The 26116-nt window shown below is 60.8% G+C and carries 21 protein-coding genes; 4 read left to right on the top strand and 17 right to left on the bottom strand.

The window, feature by feature from the left end; all coding sequences use genetic code 11:
• Window positions 1–6 precede the first annotated feature (6 nt).
• The 12 genes from AC04P6_RS08155 to tatA form a co-directional block, all read right to left on the bottom strand.
• Window positions 7–2472, bottom strand: coding sequence for a molybdopterin-dependent oxidoreductase (locus tag AC04P6_RS08155; RefSeq protein ID WP_475566124.1), 2466 nt, complete (start codon window positions 2470–2472; stop codon window positions 7–9).
• 168 nt (window positions 2473–2640) lie between these two features.
• Window positions 2641–3240 carry a 4Fe-4S dicluster domain-containing protein gene (locus AC04P6_RS08150; protein WP_475566123.1) on the bottom strand — a complete coding sequence of 200 codons (600 nt, stop codon included), beginning with the start codon at window positions 3238–3240 and terminating at the stop codon, window positions 2641–2643.
• Between the two features lie 50 nt (window positions 3241–3290).
• Window positions 3291–4067: a cytochrome c3 family protein gene (locus tag AC04P6_RS08145; RefSeq protein ID WP_475566122.1), complete on the bottom strand. Its 777-nt coding sequence runs from the start codon at window positions 4065–4067 to the stop codon at window positions 3291–3293.
• Window positions 4068–4395: 328 nt separating this feature from the next.
• Complete coding sequence (locus tag AC04P6_RS08140) at window positions 4396–4875, bottom strand: hypothetical protein (RefSeq protein ID WP_475566121.1); 480 nt, start codon at window positions 4873–4875, stop codon at window positions 4396–4398.
• 74 nt (window positions 4876–4949) lie between these two features.
• Window positions 4950–6617 (bottom strand): FAD-dependent oxidoreductase, encoded by a 1668-nt coding sequence (locus tag AC04P6_RS08135; protein ID WP_475566120.1) that lies wholly within the window; start codon window positions 6615–6617, stop codon window positions 4950–4952.
• Window positions 6618–6744: 127 nt separating this feature from the next.
• Window positions 6745–8136 (bottom strand): helix-turn-helix transcriptional regulator, encoded by a 1392-nt coding sequence (locus AC04P6_RS08130; protein WP_475566119.1) that lies wholly within the window; start codon window positions 8134–8136, stop codon window positions 6745–6747.
• Between the two features lie 273 nt (window positions 8137–8409).
• Window positions 8410–9183, bottom strand: coding sequence for an amino acid ABC transporter ATP-binding protein (locus AC04P6_RS08125; RefSeq protein WP_475566118.1), 774 nt, complete (start codon window positions 9181–9183; stop codon window positions 8410–8412).
• 12 nt (window positions 9184–9195) lie between these two features.
• Entirely contained in the window at window positions 9196–9849 is a 654-nt protein-coding gene (locus tag AC04P6_RS08120; protein ID WP_475566117.1) for an amino acid ABC transporter permease, read from the bottom strand.
• A 153-nt stretch (window positions 9850–10002) separates the two neighbouring features.
• On the bottom strand, window positions 10003–10812 hold the full coding sequence (locus tag AC04P6_RS08115; protein ID WP_475566116.1) for a transporter substrate-binding domain-containing protein: 810 nt from the start codon (window positions 10810–10812) through the stop codon (window positions 10003–10005).
• A 188-nt stretch (window positions 10813–11000) separates the two neighbouring features.
• Window positions 11001–12293, bottom strand: coding sequence for a molybdopterin-guanine dinucleotide biosynthesis protein B (mobB, locus tag AC04P6_RS08110; RefSeq protein ID WP_475566115.1), 1293 nt, complete (start codon window positions 12291–12293; stop codon window positions 11001–11003).
• A gap of 98 nt (window positions 12294–12391) precedes the next feature.
• Window positions 12392–13612, bottom strand: a complete 1221-nt coding sequence (locus AC04P6_RS08105; RefSeq protein ID WP_475566114.1) for a 4Fe-4S binding protein — start codon at window positions 13610–13612, stop codon at window positions 12392–12394.
• A gap of 250 nt (window positions 13613–13862) precedes the next feature.
• On the bottom strand, window positions 13863–14141 hold the full coding sequence (gene tatA / locus AC04P6_RS08100; RefSeq protein WP_475566113.1) for a twin-arginine translocase TatA/TatE family subunit: 279 nt from the start codon (window positions 14139–14141) through the stop codon (window positions 13863–13865).
• A 362-nt stretch (window positions 14142–14503) separates the two neighbouring features.
• On the opposite strand from tatA, the gene AC04P6_RS08095 reads away from it, so the two are divergent.
• A complete protein-coding gene (locus AC04P6_RS08095) occupies window positions 14504–15916 on the top strand; it encodes a helix-turn-helix transcriptional regulator (RefSeq protein ID WP_475566112.1) in 1413 nt (470 codons plus the stop codon).
• Window positions 15917–15934: 18 nt separating this feature from the next.
• Here the strand turns inward: AC04P6_RS08095 and yihA are convergent, their stop codons facing one another.
• From yihA to AC04P6_RS08075, 4 genes are all read right to left on the bottom strand, one after another.
• A complete protein-coding gene (gene yihA, locus AC04P6_RS08090; RefSeq protein WP_475566111.1) occupies window positions 15935–16531 on the bottom strand; it encodes a ribosome biogenesis GTP-binding protein YihA/YsxC in 597 nt (198 codons plus the stop codon).
• An 8-nt stretch (window positions 16532–16539) separates the two neighbouring features.
• Window positions 16540–17214 carry a hypothetical protein gene (locus AC04P6_RS08085; RefSeq protein ID WP_475566110.1) on the bottom strand — a complete coding sequence of 225 codons (675 nt, stop codon included), beginning with the start codon at window positions 17212–17214 and terminating at the stop codon, window positions 16540–16542.
• Between the two features lie 80 nt (window positions 17215–17294).
• Window positions 17295–18788 (bottom strand): sodium/pantothenate symporter, encoded by a 1494-nt coding sequence (gene panF, locus AC04P6_RS08080; protein WP_475566109.1) that lies wholly within the window; start codon window positions 18786–18788, stop codon window positions 17295–17297.
• The gene (locus AC04P6_RS08075) at window positions 18781–19044 is read right to left on the bottom strand and encodes a YhdT family protein (RefSeq protein ID WP_475566108.1); all 264 of its coding nucleotides are present in this window, start codon (window positions 19042–19044) and stop codon (window positions 18781–18783) included. Before AC04P6_RS08075 ends, panF begins: the two co-directional genes overlap by 8 nt.
• Before the next feature lie 126 nt (window positions 19045–19170).
• On the opposite strand from AC04P6_RS08075, the gene AC04P6_RS08070 reads away from it, so the two are divergent.
• Entirely contained in the window at window positions 19171–20685 is a 1515-nt protein-coding gene (locus AC04P6_RS08070) for a transposase (protein ID WP_475566107.1), read from the top strand.
• Window positions 20686–20697: 12 nt separating this feature from the next.
• Here AC04P6_RS08070 and AC04P6_RS08065 read toward each other — a convergent pair whose 3' ends face one another.
• A complete protein-coding gene (locus tag AC04P6_RS08065) occupies window positions 20698–22167 on the bottom strand; it encodes a helix-turn-helix transcriptional regulator (RefSeq protein ID WP_475566106.1) in 1470 nt (489 codons plus the stop codon).
• A gap of 260 nt (window positions 22168–22427) precedes the next feature.
• Between AC04P6_RS08065 and AC04P6_RS08060 the strand changes: the two genes are divergently transcribed.
• Together AC04P6_RS08060 and AC04P6_RS08055 are read left to right on the top strand one after the other, a co-directional pair.
• Window positions 22428–24179, top strand: coding sequence for an FAD-binding protein (locus tag AC04P6_RS08060; protein WP_475566105.1), 1752 nt, complete (start codon window positions 22428–22430; stop codon window positions 24177–24179).
• Window positions 24180–24930: 751 nt separating this feature from the next.
• On the top strand, window positions 24931–26106 hold the full coding sequence (locus AC04P6_RS08055; RefSeq protein WP_475566104.1) for a hypothetical protein: 1176 nt from the start codon (window positions 24931–24933) through the stop codon (window positions 26104–26106).
• The last annotated feature ends 10 nt before the right edge of the window (window positions 26107–26116 follow it).

Here is a 26116-nt window from a genome sequence, read left to right as displayed (position 1 = left end):
ATGCGGCTAGATCTTCTCGACGCGCACGCACGTCTTCTTGAAGTCCGGCTCCTTCGACAGCGGGCAGTACATCTCCTGCTGAACGAGGTTGATCAGCGTCTCTTCGGCAAAGAAGGGCGCGAACAGGTACTTTTGGGGAGGCTGAGTGCGACCAGCACTCGAGACGGTGATTTCCACCTCGCCCCAGCGACTAACGACCTTCACGCGATCGCCGTCCTTCACGCCCAGCTCTTCCATGTCAGACGGATTCATGTCGAGCAGGGCCTCGGGCAGCGCGTTGTCGAGCGCGGGCACGCGACGAGTCATCGAGCCGGTGTGCCAATGCTCGAGCAGGCGGCCCGTGCAGAACACGAACGGGTACTCGCTATCGGGAACCTCCGCGGGCGGCTCCCACGGGCGAAAGACGACCGAGGGCTTGTGATCCGCCGACTTGTAGAAGCTCACGTCGCTCGCCAGACCCAAATCGCCGTACCGCTCGATGCCCACCTGGTCGTATCCCTCTTCCTGCGCTCCATAGGAGAAGCGCCATTTCGTCGGGAGCCATTCGCCATTAACTTCGCGAACAGGCCAGGTCATACCGTGGTTATGGATGTACTCCTCGTAGGGCGCGAGCTGCTTGCCCTCCATCTTCAGCTTGGCCGACTCGTTAATCGCCTGAGCGCGCGGGTTGAGGGAGGGGTTGCTGAACGTACGATACTCTTCCCACATGCTCGCGCACACTTCGCGCTGCGTCGCGAATTTGAAGTCCGCGGCGTCCTTGTCGTACCACTGGCCGAACAGCCTATCGAACGCATCTTCGCCGTCGATTTTTTCGCCTTCGAGCACGCGCTTGGCGATTTCCATGAGCATCCACAGGTCCCAGCGCGCGTCTCCGGGAGGGTTAACGGCCTTCTCGAACACGGCAGTGCGGCGCTCGCCGTTGCCAAACGCACCCTCGCGCTCGACCCACATGGCGGCGGGCAGCACCACATTCGCGTACTTCGCCGAAATGGTGGGGTACACCTCGCTCACCACGATGAACGAGTCGAAAATGCCCCGCTTGTCTTCCGCGCCGCGGCCAAGGAAGCGCGTGAGGTTGGTCATCGACTGCGCCCAGTTGTTGTGCGCCGTCCAGAGGAAGTCGATGTTGCCATTCGAAAGCTCGCGGAACATCTTTGTGGTATGGAACCCAGGGGTCTTGATTTCGTCGAGATACCCCTCGGGAAGGTTCCACACCGCTTCGGAGAAGCGACGATGCGATTCGTTTGCCACCACGAGGTCGGCAGGCAGACGATGGCAGAACGTGCCCACCTCGCGCGCCGTGCCGCATGCCGACGGCTGCCCCGTGAGGCTGAAGCCGCCGTCGCCGGGCTTGCAGTAGTGGCCCGACAGCAGATGAATGTTGTGCAGGTTGTGGTTCATCCACGTGCCACGGTTGTGCTGGTTCACGCCCATCGTCCAGAACGACGTGATCTTGATGTTCGGATCGGCGAACAGGCCGTAGAGCTCCTGCAGGTCCTCCACCGGCACGCCGGAGATTTCGCTCGTGTATTCCCAGGTGTAGGGCGCGAGGCGCGCAGCGTACTCCTCGAAGGAAATCGATTCCACCGCATCGACCTTGCTGCCGATTTCCGACTTGTCGTAGCCATCGTAATCGGCGTTGCCGATGTTTTCCGTACCCTGCTTGAACTGCAGGTGGTCGCGCACCCAATCGTGGTTGTACGTGCCGTTCTCGATGAGGTAATGCGCGATGCAGTTCGTGATGGCCAAGTCGCCGTTGTTCCCGAACATCATGACCTTGTCGGCCTTGGCTGACGTACGCGTGCCGAGCGTGGTTACGTCATAGTGCCTAACGTGCGGATTCGCAATGCGGCGCGCCACGATGCGCGAGTAGAGCATCGGGTGGGCTTCCGCCATGTTCGCACCCCACGTGATGAACACGTCCGCGTGGTCGATGTCGGCATAGCAGCCAGCGGGCTCGTCGGTCTGGAACACGTTCATGAAGCCCACAACGGCGCTTGCCATGCACAGGCGGGCATTTGGGTCGATATTGTTCGAGCGCAGGCCGGCCTTCCAGAATTTCGCCTGGGCGTACCCCTCGACGATGGGCTGCTGGCCCGAACCCCAGAATGCCAGGCGGCTCTTATCGGCTTTCCACGTGACGCGGAGCTTTTCAGCCACCAGGTCGAGTGCCTCTTCCCACGTGGCCTCGCGGAAGCCATCCATGGCGCCCTTCTTCGAGTTGTCCTCGCGAATGAGCGGCTTGGTCAGGCGGTCGTCGGCATACAGAATCTTGCTAAGGTAATAGCCCTTCACGCAGTTCAAGCCGCGGTTCGAATCGTTCTCGGGGTCACCATACACGCTGATGACCTTACCGTTGCGCACCTCGACGATTACGCCGCAGCCACAGCCGCAGAAGCGGCACACCGCAAGCGTCCGCGTTACGGAGCTATCGCCAATAGGCTCGTTGACCTTGGGCGCACAGCCAGTCACTCCAGCTGCGACAGCAGTCGCCATGGCGATGGCGGTACTCTTCACAAAATTTCGCCTGGTGAAATCCATTCTCGTTCTCCTCTATTCCCCGTCCTTGGTTTAACCCCGTAAATTGAATTCGTCCTGTTGGCGCCTAGCCATTTCAACGGCTCAACGCTTTCGCGTCAGCTACGCGTCGTCCTCGGCGCGCGTCACGATGCGTATGGGCACATACGGTTCGCTTACGGCGCAACGCTCGACGCATAGCCCGCAACCCGTGCAAACGTCCTTGTGCACAACCGGGATGAACTTCGCGTGAATCGCATCGTTTTCGCGACTCTGAAAATCGATGGTGATGGCCTCGTCAATAAGCGGGCAGACGCGATAGCACACTTCGCAGCGGTAGCCCTTGAAGGCTATGCACGCACTTTCCTCGATGCGCGCATACCCCATATGCGGGTCGTGCTTCTCGGCGACGTCTCGCAACGCCCCCGTAGGACACGCTTCCACGCACGGGAAATCGGCGCACAACCGGCACGCCTGCTCGCGGGCGTCGATACACGGCGTTCCCGCAGCAGAGCCCTGCAACGCATCGGCCACATGCAGTGCCGCGTAGGGGCAGGCCTCGATGCATTTGCCGCATTTAACGCAGCGCGCCATGAAGTCCCGCTCGCTCTGGATTCCCGGAGGTCTGAGCAGCTTCGAGCCCGAGCCGGCTCCAACGGCCGCGACTCCCTCTGCTGCAACTGCGGCGGCAGCAAAGCCCGCTATGATCTTCCCCGCTCCCATAGGACCTTCCGAACTCGATTCACGCCTTGCAAAATCGGCCATCTACCTGGTTATCCGTTCGAATGCCCGTAGAGGAACTGCTCGTCGTTCCAGGACATGTACTGCGTTTCGAGATTCTTGGATTCCTCGTACGTCAGCCACCCATCGGGCACTTCGGAGTCTTCGTGGCACTGCGTGCACACCATGATCGATGCACGATGGCCCTTATGGCAGTCGCCGCACGCATACTCCTCGTGATGCCACGAATGCGGATTGCGCGCCATGTTGGCGGTTTCGTTGGTAAGGTCGGACTTCAAGATATCGTGGCAGTTCGAATTCAGGCAGAGCTCGGTCTCGCCGGCGCCGCGATAGTACACGAGGCGCGCGAAGTCACGTTCGGAGAGCGGATTGTAGTAGTTGCCGCTCACCCACTCCAAGCCCTCGGTTACCTGTTCCTGCAGCGAGGGAACATGACACGACATGCAGCGCTTGCCCATGGCGCCATGCTTGCTCGCAAGCATGGCATCGGCCTTGGACACCTCGTTGCCCCACTTGTCGACCGCGGGTTCGTATGGATTCGCATAGAGCGTTTGGAGATACCTGTCATCCATCGGCGTATGGCATACGGAAACGCAGAACTCAGGCGTTTCGTGCCAGAGCCAAAACCCACCGCTCAAGGCGAGTACGGCAATAATGACTACGGCCACGATCGTGGCCTTCTTGCTTCTTCTGCGCTTGCTGCAAGGTACCGCAGCCTCTTCAACCTGACCTTCGGCCGTGGGCTTCGCGGTCTCGTGCGCTTCGGCGCCTTCTGCGGGCGCCGTGACGTTCTTCACGTCAGGTTTCATAGCCTAACCTTCCCCTCATACTGCAATTTGACTCGATTGTATCGAGGGGAAAATTTAACCTAAAGGGACACTTCGCGACTCATTTTCCAGGACAGTTTGAGACTACACTTATGCCTGGTCACGCTCACGCGCTCAAGTGCCGCGAAGACGCACGCCACTCAAGCGGACGAAGTCCGAGGAAAGACAGCCGCGAAATCCCGCGTCGTTTCTACAACGAAGGGACCGACTACCCCGTACGCCAACGTTACATACGAAAAGAGCCGCGAGCATGCGCGCATTCCTGCGTGCGCATGCTCGCGGCCCTATACGCCAACTTCTCAATGAAACGCTATTCGGGATCAGGCTCCAGTTCGCGGGCGCGCTGATACGTTTCCGCATAGTCTTTCTGGAACGTGCGCAAGCGCTCCGTTGAGCGCTCGAGCTCCTCTGCGGGAAGGATCGCCTCGCGCGCAGCCTCGACAGATGCGAACCCACCGGCTTCAAGCGCCGAAGCGAGCTTGCGCTCGGCATCTTCGCGCGCCCCCTTGCAAATGGCAAGCATATTGCCGCACTGCAGCGCCGCCTCGCGCGCGGCGAGCTCGGCTTCCGCATCGCCCCGGGCAAGCGCGTCATCGCGATCGGCCATATAGCCATCGACGTAGGACTTCACCTGGGCTTCCTGGTTCACCTGCCCCGCAAGGTGCGCGTCGGCATCAAGCACCGCCTGCGCAGCGCGGGCAGCGTCCAAGCGCGCCCCGAGCGCCTCCATGACGGAAATCTGGCCCATCAGCTCTTCAAGATGGGCAAACACCGCATCGGATTCTTCCATGCATTAACTCCTTCCGCAGGCAAAAGAAAAGGGAGGCGGGGCGCAAACCCCGCCTCCCCACGTTCAGCTAGCGATTACGCCTTCACCGAATCGTACACGCCGGCGAGCTGCTCGCCAAGGCACTTGCCCTCGACCAGGCAGCGGCCGTGGCTGTTGCCCTGCACGTTGATCGGGTAGTCGTAGGCGTAGATGTCGCCTGCGCAGTTGCCGATGGCGTACAGACCGGGGATGGGCTCGTCGTCGGAGTTCAGAACCTCGAAGTCGTCGGAGATGTGGATACCGCCAACAACGGCCAGCAGGCCAACGCCCAGCTTGGTGGCGTAGAAGGGGCCCTGCTTGATGGGATACAGGAAGTGAGATTCCTTGTAGAAGTCGGTGTCGGCACCGGCTTCGCACATCTTGTTGTAGCGCTCGATGGTCTTCTTGGCCTCGGCAGCGTCTACGTCGAGCTGAGCGAGCAGCTCGTCGATGGTGTCGGCCATCTTGTAGTAGTCGGGCGTCTGCGTAACGCCATTCTTCACCGTCTCGGCGTTCTTGGCGGAAGCGTCGGCGTAGGTGGTGCCCACCGCGCGGAAGCTATCCCAGAACATGCCGCCGCCGTACTGCAGCGAATCGGTGTTGTCGGCCTCGAAGTTGCTGTCGAAGATGGACCAGCAGTGGTCGTCGCCACCATTGACCATGGTGCCAACGCACTTGCCCTGAACCCAGGTGGCCTCGTTCATGAAGCGCTTGCCCTTGGGGTTCACGAACAGGAAGGGGCCGGAGTACATGGCAGCAGCCTGGGGATGCATCATCAGAGGCCAGGGGCCGTCCTGGAATGCGCCGCCAGCCCAAGCAGCCATGTTGTGGCCATCGCCCACGTTGCCCTTGTCGGAGCAGAGGCGCGTCATGACCTTCTTGGCGATGGGAGCGAATTCGTCGAGGTACTCGTCGTTGTAGCTCACGTCGCCCGTTGCCAGAACCACGCCTTCGCTGGCGTTGTACTGGATGTAGCCTTCCTTGGTCTTGCAGATGGCGCCCGTTACCTTGCCGGAGTCGTCCTGCACCAGCTGGACGGCGGGGCTTTCGTACACGAACTCGCAGTTGCCAGTGGCAAGAGCTTCGCTCTCGAACATGTACTCGACGAAGTCGGCCATGGTGTGCTGCTCGAAGATGGGGCCGCCCATGATCATGTGGTAGCAGTCAATCTCGGGGTGAACCTCGCTGCGGGAGCCAACGGTGACCATGCACTTGGCGCCGTTCTTCTCGGCCAGGTCGAGGAACCAGTTCATGCAGCGCTCGGACTCGCGGAACCACTTGCCAACCAGGGACTCGCGGCAGCGGTTGCCGCACGTGGAAACCCAGCGCTCCATCTCGACGGGCTTGTCGAAGCTGATGCCCATCTGGTCGAGAACCTTGGAGCCCACGGCACCGGTGCCGCCAACGCCATGGCCGTTCAGCATGGCATCCTTTTCGACCAGGATGACCTTGGCGCCGTTTTCCGCAGCGGAAAGAGCGCAGCAGGTGCCGGAGTAACCGCCACCGATAACCAGGACCTCGGTGTCGACGGTCTTGGCGATATCGGTGATGGGATCGGGCTTGACCTCCCAGGTGTGCTGGCCGTCGGCCACCGCGGTGTCAGCCTTCTTGGAAGAAGCGCTGCTGGGGCTCGAGCAACCGAACATGCCCAGAGCTGCCACGCCGGCAGCGGAAAGACCCGCTCCGCGGAGCAGGCTGCGACGAGAAATATTCATTTCAGTCATGTTCCCTCCTACAGGATTCTGGCGTCCCTCCCACGGACGCCGCCTGCAGAAAAGATAGGTTTAGCGAGGGTAACCTGCACCCCTCAAACTAGGTGAATTAACATAACCCCAGGTAGAAAGCTTGGATTTATGAGGAAAAGAGCCCGATGAGTTCTTGACGGCTATGCACGCCGAATTTCCTGTACAGGCTCTTCGTATGACTGCGCACCGTGTTTTCCGAGATATAGAGCTTCTGCGCGGCGGTGGGCACATTGCAGCCATGCAGATACAGCTCCAGCACGTCGATCTCGCGCTTGCTCACCGCTTCGGCGGGAGCCAATTGCGCGATGGCGCTTTCCAGCAATTCGCGTTCGCTGGGCGCGGGCTCTTCGGATTCAGCCGCTTCGGCAGCCGACAAAGAATCGGCCGAGGCGGCTTCCGCGGCATCAGGAGTTGCGCCTTCAGTCGCATCCATTGACTGAGCGACGCCCTGAACGGGACCGCCGGCAACCAGTGCGGCTTCTGCCGCGGCAGCGGCACGGGCGCGCTTGCTAGGCGAGAACGTGACGAGCGACATGGCCACCGAAAGAAGGTACGCACACACGAACAGGGCGCCCGCAAGAATGGTCATGTCGTACAGCGCATGCGCTTCAGCCGCGTATCCCACCAGATCGCCGGCGATAAGCGCAACGAGCGATAGGCCCACGCATGGCACATATACTTGCACGGGTTTCAGGCGGTTCTTCCCCGCATAGGCCGCGCACGTGATGATGAGCATGAGATTGAGTATTTCGAAGCCGAACATCAGGAAGCCCGAGATGAACGGCAGCCATTCGATGCCCAGCAGCACGGGCAGCAAAAGCACGCCCGTAACCACGGGGAAGATGAACTGGTAAAGGCGCATGATGTCGAAGCCCCGGCCCCAGAACAGCTCGAGCCCGGCAACCAGCAGGGCGGCGAACACCATGCCAACGGTGGCGGCCGCCGCGCTTGCCTCGGCTGCGCTGGCATTCAGATGGCTCACGGCCTTCCACACGAACCCAACCACGCATACGCAGATGACGGGCCGTACCATATCGGACGCAAGGATGCGCGCACGAGACGGCGTAAGCGGTTCCGCCTGATACGGTTCGGTTTCGCGAAGACACAGCGCCAGGGACGCCGAAGCAGCCAGAGGAAGTACGAGCGCCAGGGCCACTACCGCAGCCAGCGCGGGCAAGACGAGAATTACTTCCGAAAGCACTACGGAAAGAGCCGCGGAAAGGGGGATGCACACCACGGCACGTGCCGTTCCCGCGTTCGCGAAGAATTCCTGCCATGCCACCATGAACACGCCCGACGCGCAGCCGAGCATGCATGCGCCAATGATGGCCACGGTGAACTGCGCAGTGCCCGTGTACGGGGCAACCCAGCGAAGCACCAGGCCCAAGCACATGGCAATGCCAAGCGCCCACACCAGGCGCCTGTCTGTCTTCTCGCGATGCCGGCCCAAAATGGCCAGCACGATGAGCACGACGATAAGACATGCCTGCTGAAGCATGTTACATATAAATATAGAAGCCGGATCCGCCTGACCAAACGTTTCGGCTGCCGCGAAGGCTACAGCCGCATTGCCGAAGGGACCTGTGGAATAGATCGCCCAGAAGAATGCAAAGCCAAGGTGATACCAGCTCATACCACGTATGAGTTTTCCTGCTCGTTGCAGAGACACGCGTTCCTCCCTATTGCCGCATGTTCCGCTGAATTATACCGCTCCCCCGCACCCAGACAAGTAACGGGAAAGCGACCTTTTACCGCGTCGCACGCCCGAAGGCTAGTCCGCAATCTTGCTGAGAAACGCCTTCGTGCGATTGTGCTGGGGATTCTCGATAACCTCTTCGGGACGGCCCTGTTCCACGATTACGCCGCCGTCCATGAAGACAATATGGTCGGCTACGTCGCGCGCGAAACCCATCTCGTGCGTGACGATGACCATCGTCATGTGACGCGCCGCAAGGTCGCGAATGACGCGCAGCACTTCCTGCGTGAGTTCGGGGTCGAGCGCGCTGGTGGGCTCGTCGAAAAAGAGCACTTCGGGATTCATGCACAGCGCACGCGCAATGCCCACGCGCTGCTGCTGGCCGCCGGAAAGCTCGCAGGGAACCTTGTTCTCGTTGCCCGCCAGGCCCATGCGCTTGATGAGCTCGCGCGCTTCCTCTTCCACTTCCTCCGGGTCGCGCTTCTGCACGCAGATGGGCGCGTCCATGATGTTCTTCAGCACCGTGTAGTGCGGGAACAGGTTGAAGTTCTGGAACACCAGGCCGAAATGCTGGCGCGCCTCGTGCAGGCGCTCCTTGCTCGCATACACGGCGGAGCCGTTTTCGCTATGGGCAACCTGCAGGTCGCCGAACGACAGGCAGCCGTCGTCGAAGCGCTCCAGCAGCGTGGCGCAACGCAGGAGCGTCGACTTGCCACTGCCGGAAGGGCCAATGATGCTCACGACATGGCCATTGCGCACGTCGAGGGAAATGTCCTTCAGTACTTCATTGGAGCCGAAGCTCTTGCGCACGTGCGAAAGGCGCACGACCGTATCGGTATTCGTTTTCATCGCGCGTCCTTTCTAGTCGTGGTAGTAGTCGAGCTTCTTTTCGGCTCGATTCATGAGGAATTCGATGATGAGGCAGCATGCCCAGTAAATGAGCGCCGCGATGAGGTAGGGCATCATGGACACCTGGCTCGCCGCGATGGCCTGAGCGCGCGTGAACATTTCCATGAGACCCAGCACGAACGCTAGCGACGTGTCTTTCACCAGGGTGATGATCTCGTTGCCCATGGCAGGCAGAATGCGCTTAATGACCTGCGGGAAGACGATCTTCATGAAGGTCTGCGTGCGCGAATAGCCCAAGACCTCGGCGGCCTCGTACTGGCCGCGCGGAATGGACTGGATGCCACTGCGGTAGATTTCCGCGAAGTAGGCGGCATAGTTCAGGATGAAGCCGATGTCGCAGGCCCAGAACTTCCAGTCGCCACCCATCTGCAGGCCGAACAGGTAATACGGGCCGAACATGAGCGCCATGAGCTGCAGCATGAGCGGCGTGCCGCGCAGGATGGAGATATAGAAGCGCGCGAGCCAGGCCAGCGGCTTGAAGCGACTCATGCGCGCAAGTGCCACCAGCACGCCCAGCGGAAGGGCGCCCACCAGCGTGACGAGGAAAATCTGCCCCGTGAGCAGCAAGCCACTGCCGAGCAGACCCATCATCGTTGAAAAATCCATTACACACCTCTTATTGAACTCGTCTGAGCAACGGAAGATGGGCGCCAGCAGGTGCGCATCTTCCGGCGTTCAGCATTCCGAAAGCCATTGGGGATAACCACGCGTAAACGCAAAGAACCCGCCTGCCACGGCAGACGGGTTCCAGATTATCGCCTATTTCAAAATCCAGTTGGAATAGTCCAGGCCATATTCCGCATATTTCTCGCACAGCGTCTTCACGGTGCCGTCTTCGTACATGGCCTTGAGGGTAGCCGTTACCTGAGCAGCGGTTTCCTCGTCGCCCACAGCGAAGCCAACGGCATAGTGCTCGCTGGAAAGAGACTCGCTGAGCTGGGTATATACATTAGACTTGGCAGCCATCTGGTACTGCGCGATGGACAGGTCGCATGCCACGGCGTCGACCGCACCGGACTCGAGCTGCAGGAAGGCGTTGTTGTAATCGCCGATGGTTTGCGGGGCGCCGCCCTTGAAGGTAGCGGCCAGCTCGGCCTGATCGCCCTCGAGCACGTCGAGCGCAGCGGAGTCGACCTGCGTGAGGACCGTCTTGCCGGCCAGGTCGGACAGGCTGTTGATGCCGCTATCGGAGCGCACGACGATGACCTGCTCGTTCAGCATATAGGAATCGCTGAACGCGTAGTTGCCCTCGCGGCCTTCCACGGTGAAGCCGTTCCAGATGCAGTTGATGGCGCCGCTGCCAAGCAGGGCGTCTTTCGCGTTCCAATCGATAGGCTCGGCCTGGAACGTCCAGCCGTTGCGATTGCACACTTCCTTGGCAAGGTCGAGGTCGAAGCCCGTGTAGCTGCCATCGTCGGCGATGAAGCCGTACGGCGGGTAGGCGCTATCGAAGCCAACCACGAGCGTCTTGCCGTCGCTCGAATTGGAATTCGAACACCCTACCAGGCCAAATACGGCCACGCAAGCAGCCAGAGCGCATGCGGCGATGGCCGCGATCCTTTTGTTCATGAGTCCCCTCCCCGGGCTCGAAGCACCCTTCGGTTCCTGTCATGTATACGCACAAACTTCACTTTAGCACGCTAAAGCACCCGAATATTCTAACATACAAACAGCTTGCGCAAGCATCGATACGGCAGACGAACATACGCCGTGGTAGAGGGCGATTTTTAGGGTGCAGAAGCGCGTGATTCGGGCGATTAGTCGTCGGTGCCGTACATAATCGCATGCTCCATGGCACGCAATTCCTCGGGCGTATTCACGTTCACGAAGCAGCGGCCACGCGGCTCTGCGTCGAGTACGCGCTTCTGGGGAAATTCCTGCACTTTCACCAGCGGATAGAAGCTCTGCACGCGCTTTTCGCCCGCATCAAGCATGCGCTCGACGGCCTCAAGGCAGGTCTTGCGGCGGTACACGGCGTGCATGGGCTCGAAACCATGCTTGTTCACGGGCACCACCACGTCGGCGCGCGTCTGGCAAAGCTCGAATGCCTCGGCGCTCACCAGGCGCGGAGACGCAAACACCATGTCGCACGCGACAACTGCCACGAACGGGAACTTCGCGGCCTTGAAGGCGGTGAGCATGCCGGGAAGCGCGCCTCGCTCGTCGCGTACGTCACGCACCAGGCGAATGTCGCGTTCCGGGTACACGCTATGCAGGAACGAGAGGTTTTCGGGCTCGTTCGTGGTGATGATGAGCTCGTCGGCCACGGGCGATAGACGCTCGACAAGGCGCATGATGAGCGGGCGCCCGCAGAAGGGCACGGTCGCCTTGCTGCGTCCCATGCGACGGCTCTCGCCACCGGCCTGAATGACGACGCTCACGCGGTGACGCGTGAAACGTTCCTGCAGGAAGTCGCAGATAGGCTCGATATCGTCGAGGCCGAAGGCGGGAACGCCGTACAGATCGGCTGCTTCGCGTGCAGCGGGAATATCGGTGGCCACGGCAACGGTCGCGCTCGTGGGCATCTTCCCCGCTTCGACCGCAGTACCGGGGGCGGGTGCCTCTTCGGGGGCGGCCATGCGTGCGGCGCGTGCGGCCTGGATGAAGTCTTCCGTGAGGGGCTCCCCGGCGCGCGCTGCGGCCAGGAACGCTTCTGCCACCTGCTCGTCGTGCGGATTGCCCGAGCGCATGACCTCGATGGTGGACAGGCCGCTCTTGCGGTACCCCTCTACCACTACCAAGTCGTGACCAGGCATGCGCCCCACGATTTCGTCGCATTCCGCTTCGCCATCGAACGTGCGGATGGTCGCGATCTGCCCTGGGGCGGAAATGACCACTTCCGTGGCGCCCGCCTGGCGATGGCGCCAGGAATCCTTCCCGGGAATGTCGATTTCGAAGCCGCGATGGCCATGATGCTTCACGCTGCCCACGTCCAAGCCGCGCTCGGTGAGCTGGGCAATGACGCGCTCTACCAGCGTGGTCTTGCCGGAGTTATGGCGTCCGACGATGGCAATCGCCGGGCTCTGAAGCATCATACGTGTTGAATCCATCGCTACCTCCCACATGCATAGCACAATTCGCCATTATAGCCATGGCGGCTATGACGACCCTCGGCATTTGCAACCGGATTTGACTGATTGACTTGCGCTTACTTCTTATTCTTCTGGAACCTCATGGCGCGTCGGTAATTATTGAGGCCGAAGTTGTTTTCCAACTCGGGAAGCTCCATTTCAGTACGCTCGGTGCGCCCCGACGCCACGTCTTCGGCAAACACCTCGGTGGAAAGCGTAAGCGCATGACGCAGGCACACATCTTCGCAAGTGCGGCACTGCACGCAATACCCGGGGTAATGCTCGATGCCAAAACGCTCGTCGTCCTCGCTATCGCCATTCCACATGCGAATGGCGCCCGTGGGGCAGAACACCGCGCACATGCGGCAGCCATTGCACGCATCTTTGTCGATAACCACCTGGCCGAACAGGCGTGACTCAATGAGATAGTCTTCCGGTTCGCCCATATCGGCCAAGGCACCCAGCAGGCGCTCGCGGCGTGCGGGCACGCTATGCGGCAGGGTGCCGTCTTCCGTAACGCGGCTGTACTTCGGTTCTTCGGGGGGCTTCACGCCCAGCGTGCTCTCGAGCGCGAAGTCGGCGGTAACTACGGCGGCCTCTCGCGCGCTTCCACGCATACCGCGGAAGAAATCGCGGCGAGCAGCGTCGAACTCGGCATCGGCGCCCTTGCGGGCGGCACGCGGCAGCTTCGCGGAAAGCTTCATGCGCGCATCGCTCTTCCAGGTTTCGAGCAGCAGATTCGCATTCGCCTCGACGGCCTGCGCCATCAGGAAGCCCGTTCGATGCGGGCACTCCTCGCACTCGCCATGCACCACGCGCACGCGATGCGCGCCCGCGGCAGACAGTGCCAGCACGGCGCTTTCGTCCACATGGCCCACGCAGGGAACCGCCACAACCTTCGCGGGGTCGAACAGGCCCTCGGCCTTCTTGAGCATGCGCTCGCAGGCAATAATCGCCAGATGGGGCGCCTCTTCGCCGGCGGATTCCGCTTCCGCATCGACTGCAGCCATGGCAGCTGCGCACTTCTGCAGGAACTCGGCATCGGAGGGATCGCGCGGCTCGAGCGCGCCCGTGGGGCATGCCGTGGCGCACGTTCCGCACCCGATGCAGGCACTGGGCTCCACCGAGAGGCTGTTCGTGTTGGGGTCGACGGAGATGGCACCTGTCGTGCACACCTCGGCGCACCTGCGGCAACGCACGTTGCGATTACGCACTACCGCGCACTTGCGCTCGTGAACGCGAATAGCCGAACCCTCAAGCTTCTGAAGGAGTTCGACGGTATCTGCGATATTGGGCATAGCTTCTCCTCGTCATGCGCCGCAGCGCGAGCCGCGGGCAAGGGGCCCGAACGGGCGGGCATTCTCGTCTTGCAGCATTATACGCACCCGAGCACGATTCACGTCATCCACTTCAGACAGTTTTCCGATTGAAACCTTTCCGTCGGGAAAAACAAAACGGGCCAGATGCGCGGTACGCATCTGGCCCGATACATGCACACACCAGCTGTGGGAGGGAGGGGCCGGCGGGCGACTTCAGAAGATGGATGGCTTACGCCTCTTCGGCGGCGCTTTCCTTCTTCACAACCTTCTTCTTAACGACCTTCTTCTTGGGAGCTTCGGCCTCGATCTTCTCGGGCTCGGACTCTTCCTCAGCCTCTACTGCCTCGGTCTCGGTCTCCTCCTCGCCTTCCTTCATGCCGGAACGCAGGTTCTTGATGGTACGACCAATGGAGCTACCGAGCTTTGGAAGGTTCTTGGGCCCAAAGATGAGCAGAACGACAACGAGGATGATAACGAGCTCGGGAACGCCAATACCGCCAAATTTCATGAGTGCCTCCTATGGCTTCTTCTTCGCATGCAGCCATGCATTGCTTCTCTGTTCATGGCCCGAAAACAGGGCCCGCACCGGCGATCTACTACGCATGACGGTCGATTTCGCTGTCATGCGCCGATTTTGGGGCTTGCCGCCCTCTGCGCTCGGCACGTTTAGCAGTATGCCCCATGACCTGCATGTTTATCTATCATGCAAAATAAGGAAATTCGGAAAATGGGTCATTTTCTTGTCATGCAAAGTGAGTAGCGGCCTGATTTTCGCCCGAATCGCGCATCTGGTATCATCGGAGCCAAGGAAATGGAACGAAGCGCCGCGCGCGCCCGCGCAGCACCCTAGGAGAAGAGAGGATCACGGCTATGGCTCAAACGCAAAAGCCCGCAAACGAGCTCTCTTCGCGCCGCATCGTCGGCTTCGCATGCAACCAAGGATTCGTCTTCTTCCTTTTCTATATGGGCATGAATCGCGCCCTCGATTTCGGGGCGTTTTCGCTCGAGCGCGCCGATTTGGCGTTCATCCTTCTCTTCATGGTGGTGGGCTTCGGCGTACCGCGTTCGCTGCCCGCAAAGGCACGCGAAACCGTACTCGCACGGCCCTTCATGTTCGTGTACGCGGCCATCATGGCACTCGCTTCGCTTCTACCCACGTTCTTCCCCGACGCGCCCCAGGCGCTCGTCATCGCCGAAGGCGCCCTCATTGGCATACCCAATTCGCTGCTCCTTACCGGATGGGGCCGCTCATTCGGGCGCGTTTCCACGCGCACGTCGGTCCCCGAGGTATTCACCGGTTCGCTTCTGGGAGCGTTCCTGTGCGTGGTCTTCTCGTTCGTGGAAACGAGCGAAATGCTCATCGCCATCCGCCTGCTGCCCATCATCAGCGCGCTGTACATCTATGCGTCCGACCCAGGCGATCGCGCACCCCTCGCCGCCACCGAATCGGTGCGCGAGCAGGCGGGCAACCTCACTCTGAAGATTCTCAGCGGCACGCTGCTCTTCGGCATGGCTGCAGGCCTCATGGAAACGTTCGGCACCAACCCCGGCTCGGCCGCAAGCCCCAACTACCAGCTTTCTATGGTGCTGTTCGGCGCCTTCCTCATCGGCTCCATCTCGCTGCTCACCTCCGATGGCTTCGGCAAGGGCGCAGCGCTGAACAAGACGTACCGCCTGGCGGTATTCGTCATGCTCTTCGGCACGCTCATGATGCCGCTAGCGGAATCGGGCGCCATGCCCCTCCCGGGCGACGCCGTGGTGCTGGCAGGCTACCTGGGCCTCGAGGCCGTTCTCATCTCGTTGTTCCTAGTCATGGCAAGCATCGCGGGCATCGACGCATTCGCGTCGTTTTCGGTGGGCTTCACCGCTCTGTTCACGGGCGAGCTTGCAGGCGTGCTGCTGGCGAACGGCATCGACGCTGCATGGAACACGGAATCCACGCCCTACGTCGTCATCGTCATCGCAGGTACCCTGGTGCTTCTATCGTATGTGTTCCTATTCGGCGAACGCGACTTTTCCGACCTCTCGGAAATCGTTACCGACCGCGACGAGTTCGACCTCGTGTGCACTTACATCACCGACCAGTCAAAGCTCTCGAAGCGCGAAGCGGAAATCCTGCCCTACGCGCTGCACGGGCGCACAAGCGAGCGCATCGCCAGCGAACTGGGCATATCAAAAAGCACCGTAGACACGCACCTGCGGCGCATCTACGGCAAAACGGGGGTTCATAGTCGCCAGGAACTCATCGACCTGGGCGAAAAGATTGGCAAGAAGCTTTCCTAGGGCAGCGCGCAGCGCAGGCTACAGCGCCTGCTGCACCGCGTCCTCGATGAGCGTGCGGATGTCGTCGACACCCTCGCCCGAATGCGAGCTGCACGGCACAACCACCACATCACCCGCCACGGCCAGCTGACGGCACAACGACGCAACCTGCTGGCGCTTCTTGTTCGTGCCCAGCTTGTCGGCCTTCGTGAAGGCAATCATAAACGGGATCTCGTGCGCCTGCAGGAATTCGATCATCTGCACGTCGAGCGGGCTCGCATCGTGGCGGATGTCCACCAGCAGCACGCAGAGGGCGTACTTGCGATCCTGCGTGAAGTACCCCTCGATGAGCGGGCGCCATGCATCCATTTCGGCTTTCGAGACCTTCGCGTAGCCATAGCCTGGCAGGTCGACAAAGTCGACGTCGCCCACGTTGAAGAAGTTGATCTGGCGCGTCTTGCCAGGCGTACCGCCCACTTTCACCAGGTCTTTCCTGCGGAAGATCTTGTTCATGAGAGAGCTCTTGCCCACGTTGGAACGACCCACGAACGAGATTTCGGGACGCACTGACGGCGCGACCTGACTTGCCTTCGCGTTCGACGTGACAAACTTAGCGAGCTGGTAGTTGATAGCCATAACCTCTCCTACATTCCTCCGCGCAGGAAGTTTTCCCACCACGAACGGGATGCCATACCGAAATTCCCCAACATATCGAGCAGCTGATTCTGCTGATCGGCGGGGAGCGAACGGAATTCGCGCTGCATGTTGCGCTGGAATTCAGCAGGGTTCGCCTGGGCATCGTACATCATTTCCTGCACCTGGCGAAGCGCTTCGGGATCGAATCCACCTTCGGGCATGCCGCCGCCACCCAGCAGAGCGGACAAATCGGACGCATCCGCCTGGGCGGGCCGCTCTTCTTGCTGCGGACGCGGCAAATCGAGCTTGTACATGGATTCCAGCAGGTCATCGAAGTGCGGAGGCGTAATGGAGCCGCCGCGCGAACGCATGCTGAACACGCCTTCCTTGAAGACGACCGACAGGTTCCACTTCATGCCGTAGTCGATGGAACTGTCGGCATATTCCTCGTCCCAGCCAAACACGCCGGCTGCATCGAGCTCGTCCTTGAATTGCTGAGCCGACTCCTGCGGCATCTCGCGCGTGAAGCGCACGGCAGGCGGATTGCCAACGCCCTGCTCAACCTGCAGTTCGTACGTGCCGGCTTCGGTGCGCGTCATGCGGAACAGGGAACGCCCCCGGCCCGCCTGCACCATCGTGAAAGTAAAGCTATGAAAGGGCGGATTCGCCCGGGTTTCGGCCATGTATGCTCCTTCGTTACGTGTTTCGGTAGAAGGATACCAGAAGGTGGCGGCACGCTACCGTACCGCCACCAAGCCGCAATCTAGGCTTCCGGGAAGAACGCCCGCAGACGCTTGCCATCGGAAGGTTTGCCCAGGTAGGAACCAATTACCATGAGCAGGAACGCCACGGTGATGCCAATGACGATTTGATGCAGGCCGAACGGCTTGAAGCCAATGGCCATGCAGAGGCAGTACGCGAACGTGCCGCCCGCCATACTGGCGATTGCGCCCGCCTTGTTCGCGCGCTTCCAGAACAACGCGCCCACGAACACCCAGCAGAACGCCGTTTCCAGGCCACCGAACGCGAACATGTTGATCTTCCAGATGACGCTGGGCGGCACGATGGAAAGCACGAACACGATCACGCCTATCGCGAGCGTAACGACCTGGCTCGCACGGGCAATCGTGCGGTCGCCAAGCTGCTTGCCCGAGCGGGCGCCACGATGGAGCCACAAGTCTTTCACGATAGCCGACGAGCTGGCGATGAGCAGGCTCGATACCGTGGAAATGCTAGCCGCGATGGGGCCTACGATGGCGATGCCCGCAAGCCAGGGCGGCAGGCTGTCGACGATGGCCTGCGGAATGATGTTGTCGACGCTTCCGCCGTAATCGGCCAGGCTACCAGGCAGAATGCCAGCAGCCAGCACGCCAAGCGCGGTGACGCCAATCATCATGGCACCGATGATTACCGTGCCAAGAATCATTGCGCGACGCAGCGACTTCGTGTCCTTGAAGCCCATGCAGCGCACCACCGACTGCGGCAGGCAGAACGTGAAGATGCCCACCAGCAGCCACTGCGTGAAGTACAGCGAGATGGGCATGTTGCCACCCGACGTGGGCTCCAGCATCTCGGGATGGTTCGATGCGATGGCATCCATGATGTTCTCGTAGCCGCCGCCAGCGGAAAGGATGCCGCCCGCAAGCACCACGATGCCCACGAGCATGGCGATGCCGCATAGCGCATCGGTGATGGCCACGCCGCGGAAGCCGCCCACGGTGGTGAACAGGATGACCGCGATGCCGAAGATGCACAGGCCAATGTTGTACGAATAGCCCGTAACGGCCTCGAATAGCTTCGCGCCGCCCACGAACTGGGCAACCATGGTGGCCGCGAAGAACACCACGATGATGAGCGCGGAAATGCCGGCGAGCACGTTCGACTGATAGCGCTCGCGAATGACGTCGACCACCGTGACCGCGCCCAGGCGGCGGCTGATGAGCGCCATCTTCTTGCCCATGATGCCATAGAGGATGAACAGCGTCGTTACCTGCACGCCCGCCATGTACACCCAGCCGAAGCCAATGCTCCAGGCCTGACCCGGGCCACCCACGAAGGAGCTTACCGAGCCGTACGTGGCGATGGTAGTCATGGCGAGCACGAAGCCACCCAGGCTACGGTTGCCGATGAAGTATTCCGAAACGAAACCGCCCGAAGCGGATGCGCGTGCCGCGCGACGCGCATAGACTGCCGCGGCAAGCGCCACGAGCAGGAAGAGGGAGATAGGCAGCAGACCAGCCAAGACGTCGTTAGTCATTGCGCACCTCGCCCTCTACGTCGTCGAGCGGGAAGTCGGCGAAGACCTTCTTCCCAAGCACGACAGCCACGGCAATGGCAAACAGCCACGTGCCCACCGTGCCACCGATAATCCAGATAGGCGTATGGAAGAGTTGCACGTCGAGCCCCGAAAGCCCGAACCCGAGCACGATCCACACCACGATAGTGGCAGCGAGCGCGACGACCGTGGCCTTCGCCTCCCTATTAGCCTGAAGTAGTTTTTCCCGATAGGTCATACAATCCTCTCCAACCTTTGCCCGCGCCCCATATACCCCGCGCGGGATTGAACGTGGTGATTGTATCGGGTTGCCACATTGGCTACCATTGTTTTGAAATCATGCGGGTAACACGAAGGAGCAAGCGTGCATCTGAAGATCCAGAAGCGCAAGGGGCGCCAGTACCTTTCCGTGGTGCAGAACTACCGCGAAGGGGGAACCACCAAAACGCGAACGGTGGAAACGCTTGGCTACGCCGATTCCTACCTCGACCACTACGACGACCCCGTCGCGCATTTCCGCGACTACGTTTCCCAGCTGAACGAACGGGAAGCGCAGAAAGATGCGCCCGTTGAACTGCGGTTCGGGCGCGATGCGCAAATCGACGACACCGACGCCCCCGCCCTGCGCCTGGGGTCGGCCGTGGCCCTGGGCTGCCTGGACGCGCTGGGCGTGAAGCAGTTCTTCAACGCGCGCTGCAGCCACGAGCACTTCCCGCACGCCGCCGGCCGCATCTTCGAGATGCTCGCCACGGAACGCATGATGCACGTAGCTTCGAAGCGCGAATCGTGGGAACGTCGCGGCGCCTTCCCGCGTACCTGCGCATTCTCGTACGAAAACGTCTACGCCGCTCTAGTGTGCTTCGCGAAGAACGACGAAAAGCTCGTGCGTGCCATGCGCAACGCCTGCGAAGCCGTGCGCCCCTACGACCGCTCGTGCGGCTACCTGGTGTGCGCGCCCTTCTCGTTCGCACCCACGAATGACGTCGACCCGCACGGCAGCGCGCAGGCAAGCGCAGGCGAAGGCCCCGAAAACGAACAGCGCGAGCCAACGCGGGAAACGCACTGGATGTGCATGCTCGCCGATGCCGAGGGCATTCCGCTCGACTATCGCCTGCTGCCGGGCGAACCGAGCGCACGCGAACTCGCCGAGCTGGCCCACTGGGCACGGCAGGAGCATCGCATGGAACGCGCCGTAGTTATCGCCGGGCGCCTTTCGAACCTACCGGCGGCGATGAACTCGCTTTCCCAGCAAGGCGACGGCTTCGTGTTCTACGAGCCCATCCCCGCGCAAAGCGAACTCGCCACCTGGGCAAGCGCCACACGCGGCTACGTCCGCAGCGAAAAGGGCACGTATCAGGTGAAGTCGCGCACGCGCACGATCGAGCTGGAAGTGTGCGAGAGCGACTCAAACACGCCAGCCACGCTCGACGTGAAAGAAGTGGTGCTGCGCAGCCGCGGCTACGCGTGCGCCATCACGAGCGAAACAAAGCTGGGGGCGGCGCGCATATTCAACCTGTTCCGCGAGCTCTGGCGTCTCACCGAGCCCTTCCAGGTCATGGAAGCCGACTTCAGCCCCATGCCCTACCCCGTCGCGCACGACGACCACGTACGCGCGCACTTCCTCATCTGCTACGCGGCATTCATGGCGCTGCGACTCCTGCGCTGGCGCACGAACTGGCAATACAACGCCGCGAACATGGCCGACGCGCTCCTGCACATGGAGGGGATGCACCTACAGCAGAACTGGTACCTGTTCAACTACCGCACGCCCGTAACCGACCTAGTGGAAGAGGCATGCGGCATCCCGCCGGCACGCAGGCTGCGCACGCCCGCCGACATTCGCGCCGCCATCGCAAGCACGCGCGGAGCGTTTGGGTAAGGGAAACCAGCGCTACTGACGCGCTGCGGAACGAACGTACTCCTCGAACAACTCGAGCACCTCTTCGAAGTTATGCACGCCCAACTTGCGGTAGATGCGGTACTTGTGCGTCTTCACCGTCTCGTACGAAATGTACATCTTGCGCCCGATGGCCGATGCGGAAATGCCCGTGACCAGCAGCGGAAGGATTTCGGACTCCTTCGAGGACAGCCCGAAATCGGCTGCCATGCGCGCGCAAGCTTCCTCGCGCATCTCGTCGAAGGACAGTTTGGGCTCGCTATGCGACGATCGCACGGCTTCCTCGATGGCGCGCGTGGGATTCGAACGCTGCGCATAGAACGTGAGGTAGACCATGTAGGCCACCATGGCGACGAGGACGATATTGAGCAGCACAATGCGTGGAAGGCTCGAGCCAGCATACACGCCGATGCAGAACACCAGCAGAAGCATCGCGAGTGACACGATGGGCGCCGTGGGCGACGAAAACACGCTACGACCCGTGAGGTAGATGACGTCAATCCACACGAGCGCAATGAAAAGCAGGTTCGAGCAGATGAGCAGCGGAAACGCGTCTTCGGGAAGAACGACCCCCGACGAGAACACCGCCACGATGCCCAGCGCGCAGGGCACGCTGGCAAACAAGGCGATTTCCGTGCCGCGCTCGTCGGCGCTGCGGCTCCAGCGAATGACGAGCCCTACCAGCACCACGAGCGTTGCCAGCAAGCCCACCAGGAACGGGACCCACATGCGCATGGTGGTTTCGATGAACTCCTCGTTCAGCGCGCTGCCCAGGCTGAACGAGCAGATGCACACGGCGGGAACGATGGGAAGCACCACGTCGAACACGACTTTCGCCACATTCGTATTGGCTTCGGCACGCACGGGCTCAGCTGGCTTTTCGCCTTCGGCATCGCTCGGCGACGTACGCAAGAACAGCCCCACGGCACCCGCGGTGGCAACCACGGCGCACAGGGCCACCGTGGCATCGGCGTCGGTGGGAAACGCCGCGTAGCACACGTGCGAAAGCACCGCCGAAACGCCGATGCTGATAACCGCGCTTGAAGCGTACCAGGAAAGCTCGCCCGTGAAGCTGAACGGGTCGGAATCGAGCACGTCATACAGAATGACGCCGCATGACATGGCGAGCACGGCGGAAACAACCGGCGCCACCGACACATCGCGCACGAGCGCGACCACGAAGGCGCACGCGAGCGGCGCCACGACGCCCGCAAGAACAACCGCGGCGCGGTTGAGCCTACGGCCCAGCGCGCGGCAAGCGATGCACGACAGCGCGAACACCACCACCGTGGCGATGGTCTGCAGCTCGACGGGCATGACGCCTTCGGCCCCCGACAGATACGGAGTGAGCATTTTAGGACGGAATAGAAGCGTTTGCAGGAAGGCAAGGGGGCCGGCAAGCGCAAAGCTAGCCAGCAAGACCATTTTCTGACCGAGAAACTCTTTGAAGCGGCTCCATGCCATGAATTCGACCGTGGTCCCTTCCCTACGCCCATTGCCGAATAACAAAGAAGAACGATACCGCGAAAACCCCTCGTTTCGCTTCGTGAATAGTGATTTTACTACTTTTTGGTGACATGTTTGGCGCCTTTTAGCGATACCGATTTTCGCGAGCGGCGAATACCTTTAGGTCAACGCGGAGGGAGGTCGCGAGACCGCAGAGTCACGCAGTTAATTCCGCGACATGTTCACTCTGACGCAAGGAGAGAGAGGAAGGGTAGATTATGAATTTGGACCGCAGATCATTCATCAAGGGAGGCCTGGCATCGGGCGCCATCGCCACGCTGGGAGCCGTAGCGGGCTGCGCGCCGGCGTCTTCCAAGAGCAAGGACAAGGAGGCAACCGCCGAAGCCGCCACCGAGAATTGGTACGGCTCGCCGGCTGACGAGTCCTCGTTCACCATCGCCGAGGAAGCCAGCTGCGAAATCCTGGTATGCGGCTTCGGCTCGGGCGGCATCGTAGCCACCGCCGTGGCAGCGCAGGCCGGCGCGAAGGTTCTCACCATCGAGAAGGGCCAGTCGCACGGCACGCTGAAGACCTACTTCGGCGTTGTGGGTTCGCGCGACGACGAGAAGTACGGCGTGCACGTCGACAAGATGGAAGTCATGAACGAGCTCACGCGCTACACCAACGGCTGGTGCAACCCGCGCGTTGCCCGCACGTGGATCGAGGAAAGCGGCGAGACCTTCGACTGGATCACCGACGTGGTGGCCGACTACAACGCCGTGCCGTTCTTCGAGACCGACACGGGCGGCGACTTCCACGGCATCTGGCCCGTTCCGCCCATCCAGCACGGCTTCAACTGCAAGTACACCGAGGAAGAGCTGGCAAAGGCCGAGGAAAAGGCTGCCAAGACCTCTGACCCCTCCGCCAAGATGAGCGCACTGCCCGGCGTGAGCGACTACCTGGCCGACGCCGCCGAGAAGTGGGGCGCCGAAATTCGCTACATGACCGAGCTCGTACAGCTGACGCAGGACTCCTCCGGCAAGGTGACCGGCGCCATCGCGAAGAACAGCGACGGCTACATCAAGATCACCGCCTCCAAGGGCGTCATCCTGGCCACGGGCGGCTACGAAGCCGACCCCGAGCTGCTGGCGAAGCTGAACCCGAAGGCCGCGAGCATCGGCGGCGTTTCCATGGCCCAGGCCGGTAACATCGGCACGGGCATCAAGGCGGGCCTGTGGGCTGGCGGCGTGATGGACGAGTACCCCACGCTCATGACCTTCTCTCGCGCGGCCGTTGCCCCCGACGCATCGCTGGGCTACCCCTACCAGGGCCAGAGCTGCTGGATGGGCGACCAGCCGTTCCTGCGCGTGAACATGCGCGGCGAGCGCGTGTGCTGCGAGAGCTCCCCGTACGACTACCCGCTGAACGTGGCAACGTACCACCCCAACAACAAGATCGCCACCATCTGGGATGCCAACTACAAGGAGCAGATCGAAGCGTTCCACACCATTGGTTGCTCGCGTATCATCCCCTCCACCACCACGCGCCTGGACGGCGAGTCGAACGGCGAGGGCCTGACCCTCGAGGCTAACGACGGCATGATCATGGCTGGCATGGAAGCCGGCATCATCCAGCAGGCCGACACCATCGAGGAGCTGGCCGAGAAGCTGCTCATGCCCGCCGATGCCCTGAAGGCCACGGTCGAGCGCTACAACAAGATTTGCGAATCCGGCGTCGACACCGACTTCGGCAAGGAAAGCAAGGACCTGTTCGCGCTGACCACGCCCCCGTTCACCGGTTGCTACTTCGGCGGCCACGTGCTGTGCACGCTCGACGGTCTGAAAATCGACGAGAACATGCGCGTGCTGGATGCCGAGCAGAACCCCATCGAAGGCCTGTTCGCCGTGGGCAACTGCTCGGGCAGCCTGTATGCCGGTTCGTACCCCGAACTGCTCATTGGCAACGCCAACTGCCGCACCGTTACCTTCGGCCGTCACGCCGTTCGCTATATCCTGGGCGAGATTAAGTAACTCGGCCGAAAGGTAAGCCCCCTCCCTATTCGCCCCGCGGGCCCACGTATTCTTTCTCCGGTTCGCGGGGCGGTGCCATTAGCCTTCGCTCTGCCCCTGCCGCTGCCAGCGATGCAATCCTCCCCGGCGCCGTGCACCCCCCTCTCTACAGGCGCCGCCGCATCGCTCGGTCTCCTACATTCGCAGCCCATGCTCAACGCGGCACGGGCAGACGCAGGCACGAGAGAAAATCCCCGACCGCTGCAGCCGGTCGGGGATTTTCATGTTGGGAGCGAGATTGCGAATTAGGCGACGTCTTCCAGGTTGAAGCCCATCTTGCCCATCAGGCATATGCACCCTCCGCGCCACCCCCCCAACGCAAAAGAGCCGCCATAGGCGACCCCTGCGAACGCAGCGGGACTTACCCATCTTTCGCGCCTCTTCACGTATTCGAATCTAGCAAACCGATCTTTTGGATGTCACTACGTCAATACGGGCTTATCAAAACCGCACCGAATTCGACAGCAAACAATACCGCTAAGCGACCCACACCACCGAAACAATTCAATAGCACTACGCTCATTTGCGCAGATGGTGATATACTGGCTAACGCCAGACAACCTTATATCTAATTCGCGTTAACCACAGCAGAGGAGGGCATCTGCCCGTCCTCTAATGCGTGGTTGCGCGTTTTAGGTTGTCTGGCGACTTGGGTGGATGTCCTCCTCTGTTTCCAGCGCGCGTGGCGTCTGCCCTATCGTTCAGGGAGACGATGACGCGTGAACTGCTTCTTCATTCTGAGTTTTACCGTTTTTGCAGCCAGTATGCGCCTAAGGGAGTGCCGGCTCTCTTGCTGGGCCCGAAAACTCGCCTTCAAGCCTCTCCCGTATTTTCGCATGACGTCATGCATCGGACGTGGCGCATGATTACCACGCACAACTCAAGCTCCTCGCTATTCCCAACGGTTTCGTGCCAGGACGATGCAATCAGAGTTTCACTTCCCGAATGGCTCAACAAGCTACTCTTTGAGCAATTCGGTGCAACGCATCAACCGGCAGGGCGAAAAGAGACCTTCAATAGCAATCTCAATTCGACCAAAGACCAGGTCCTTGTCTATCTAGGAACGTATTTTCCACGAAGCCTCGCCGAGTCGTTCGTTATATTCGACAGCCTTCTATCAGACCGAACGCTGCAAAGCAAACTCACCAAACAAAGCTCCATCACGATTTGCTCGGTGGGGACAGGCACGGGCGGGGACCTCCTCGGTCTCATCCTTGCACTACGCAAACATGTCCCTTCGGCAGGCACCGTCGAAATCGCATCCATCGAAGGCAACAAAATTGCTCACGAACTCATGGCAGAGCTGCTCGCTCAAGCGAATACACATATCGAATTAAACCTAACCATACACTCAATTGACCAAGTCTTTTCGGCGCCAAAGCCATTTGAGAATGTCAAGTCACTCATCCCCACCACCTTGCGCTCATTCGATTTCATCATCAGCTCGAAGATGCTCAACGAGCTTGATAGCGCCGGCGTATCCAAAACGCCCTACCTAGACTTTTGCGAGGCATTCACGGGATTACTGAAGCCAAGCGGAGTGCTCTTTTTATCCGACGTTACATCACCCAATGGCGCAGGCAGGCGCTGGACGCCCCAAATGCTCAATGGACAAGTAAATAAATACCTCGCATGCAATAGAGGCCTCAAAACCATCCTGCCACTCGTCTGCAACAGATTCGAAGAGGAATGCAAACGAGACTGTTACACCCAAAACCAAATTCATCTTACGCATAAAAAAGCATCGAACGAATGTTCTAAAATCTGCTATCGTGTAATTGGTTCCGCCGAACTAAGCGACGAGCTATCAAGCTCCGTCGCCCTCTGGAACTGCGCGATAACGCAGAACAATAGAGTGCATTGCTCGGTGCTCAATGAGGGAATGTAGTCAGAGAGGG

The organism is Denitrobacterium sp., from assembly GCF_056180635.1.
The sequence above is the reverse complement of the archived record's forward strand: the minus strand, read 5'-3'. Positions and strand labels throughout refer to the sequence as shown.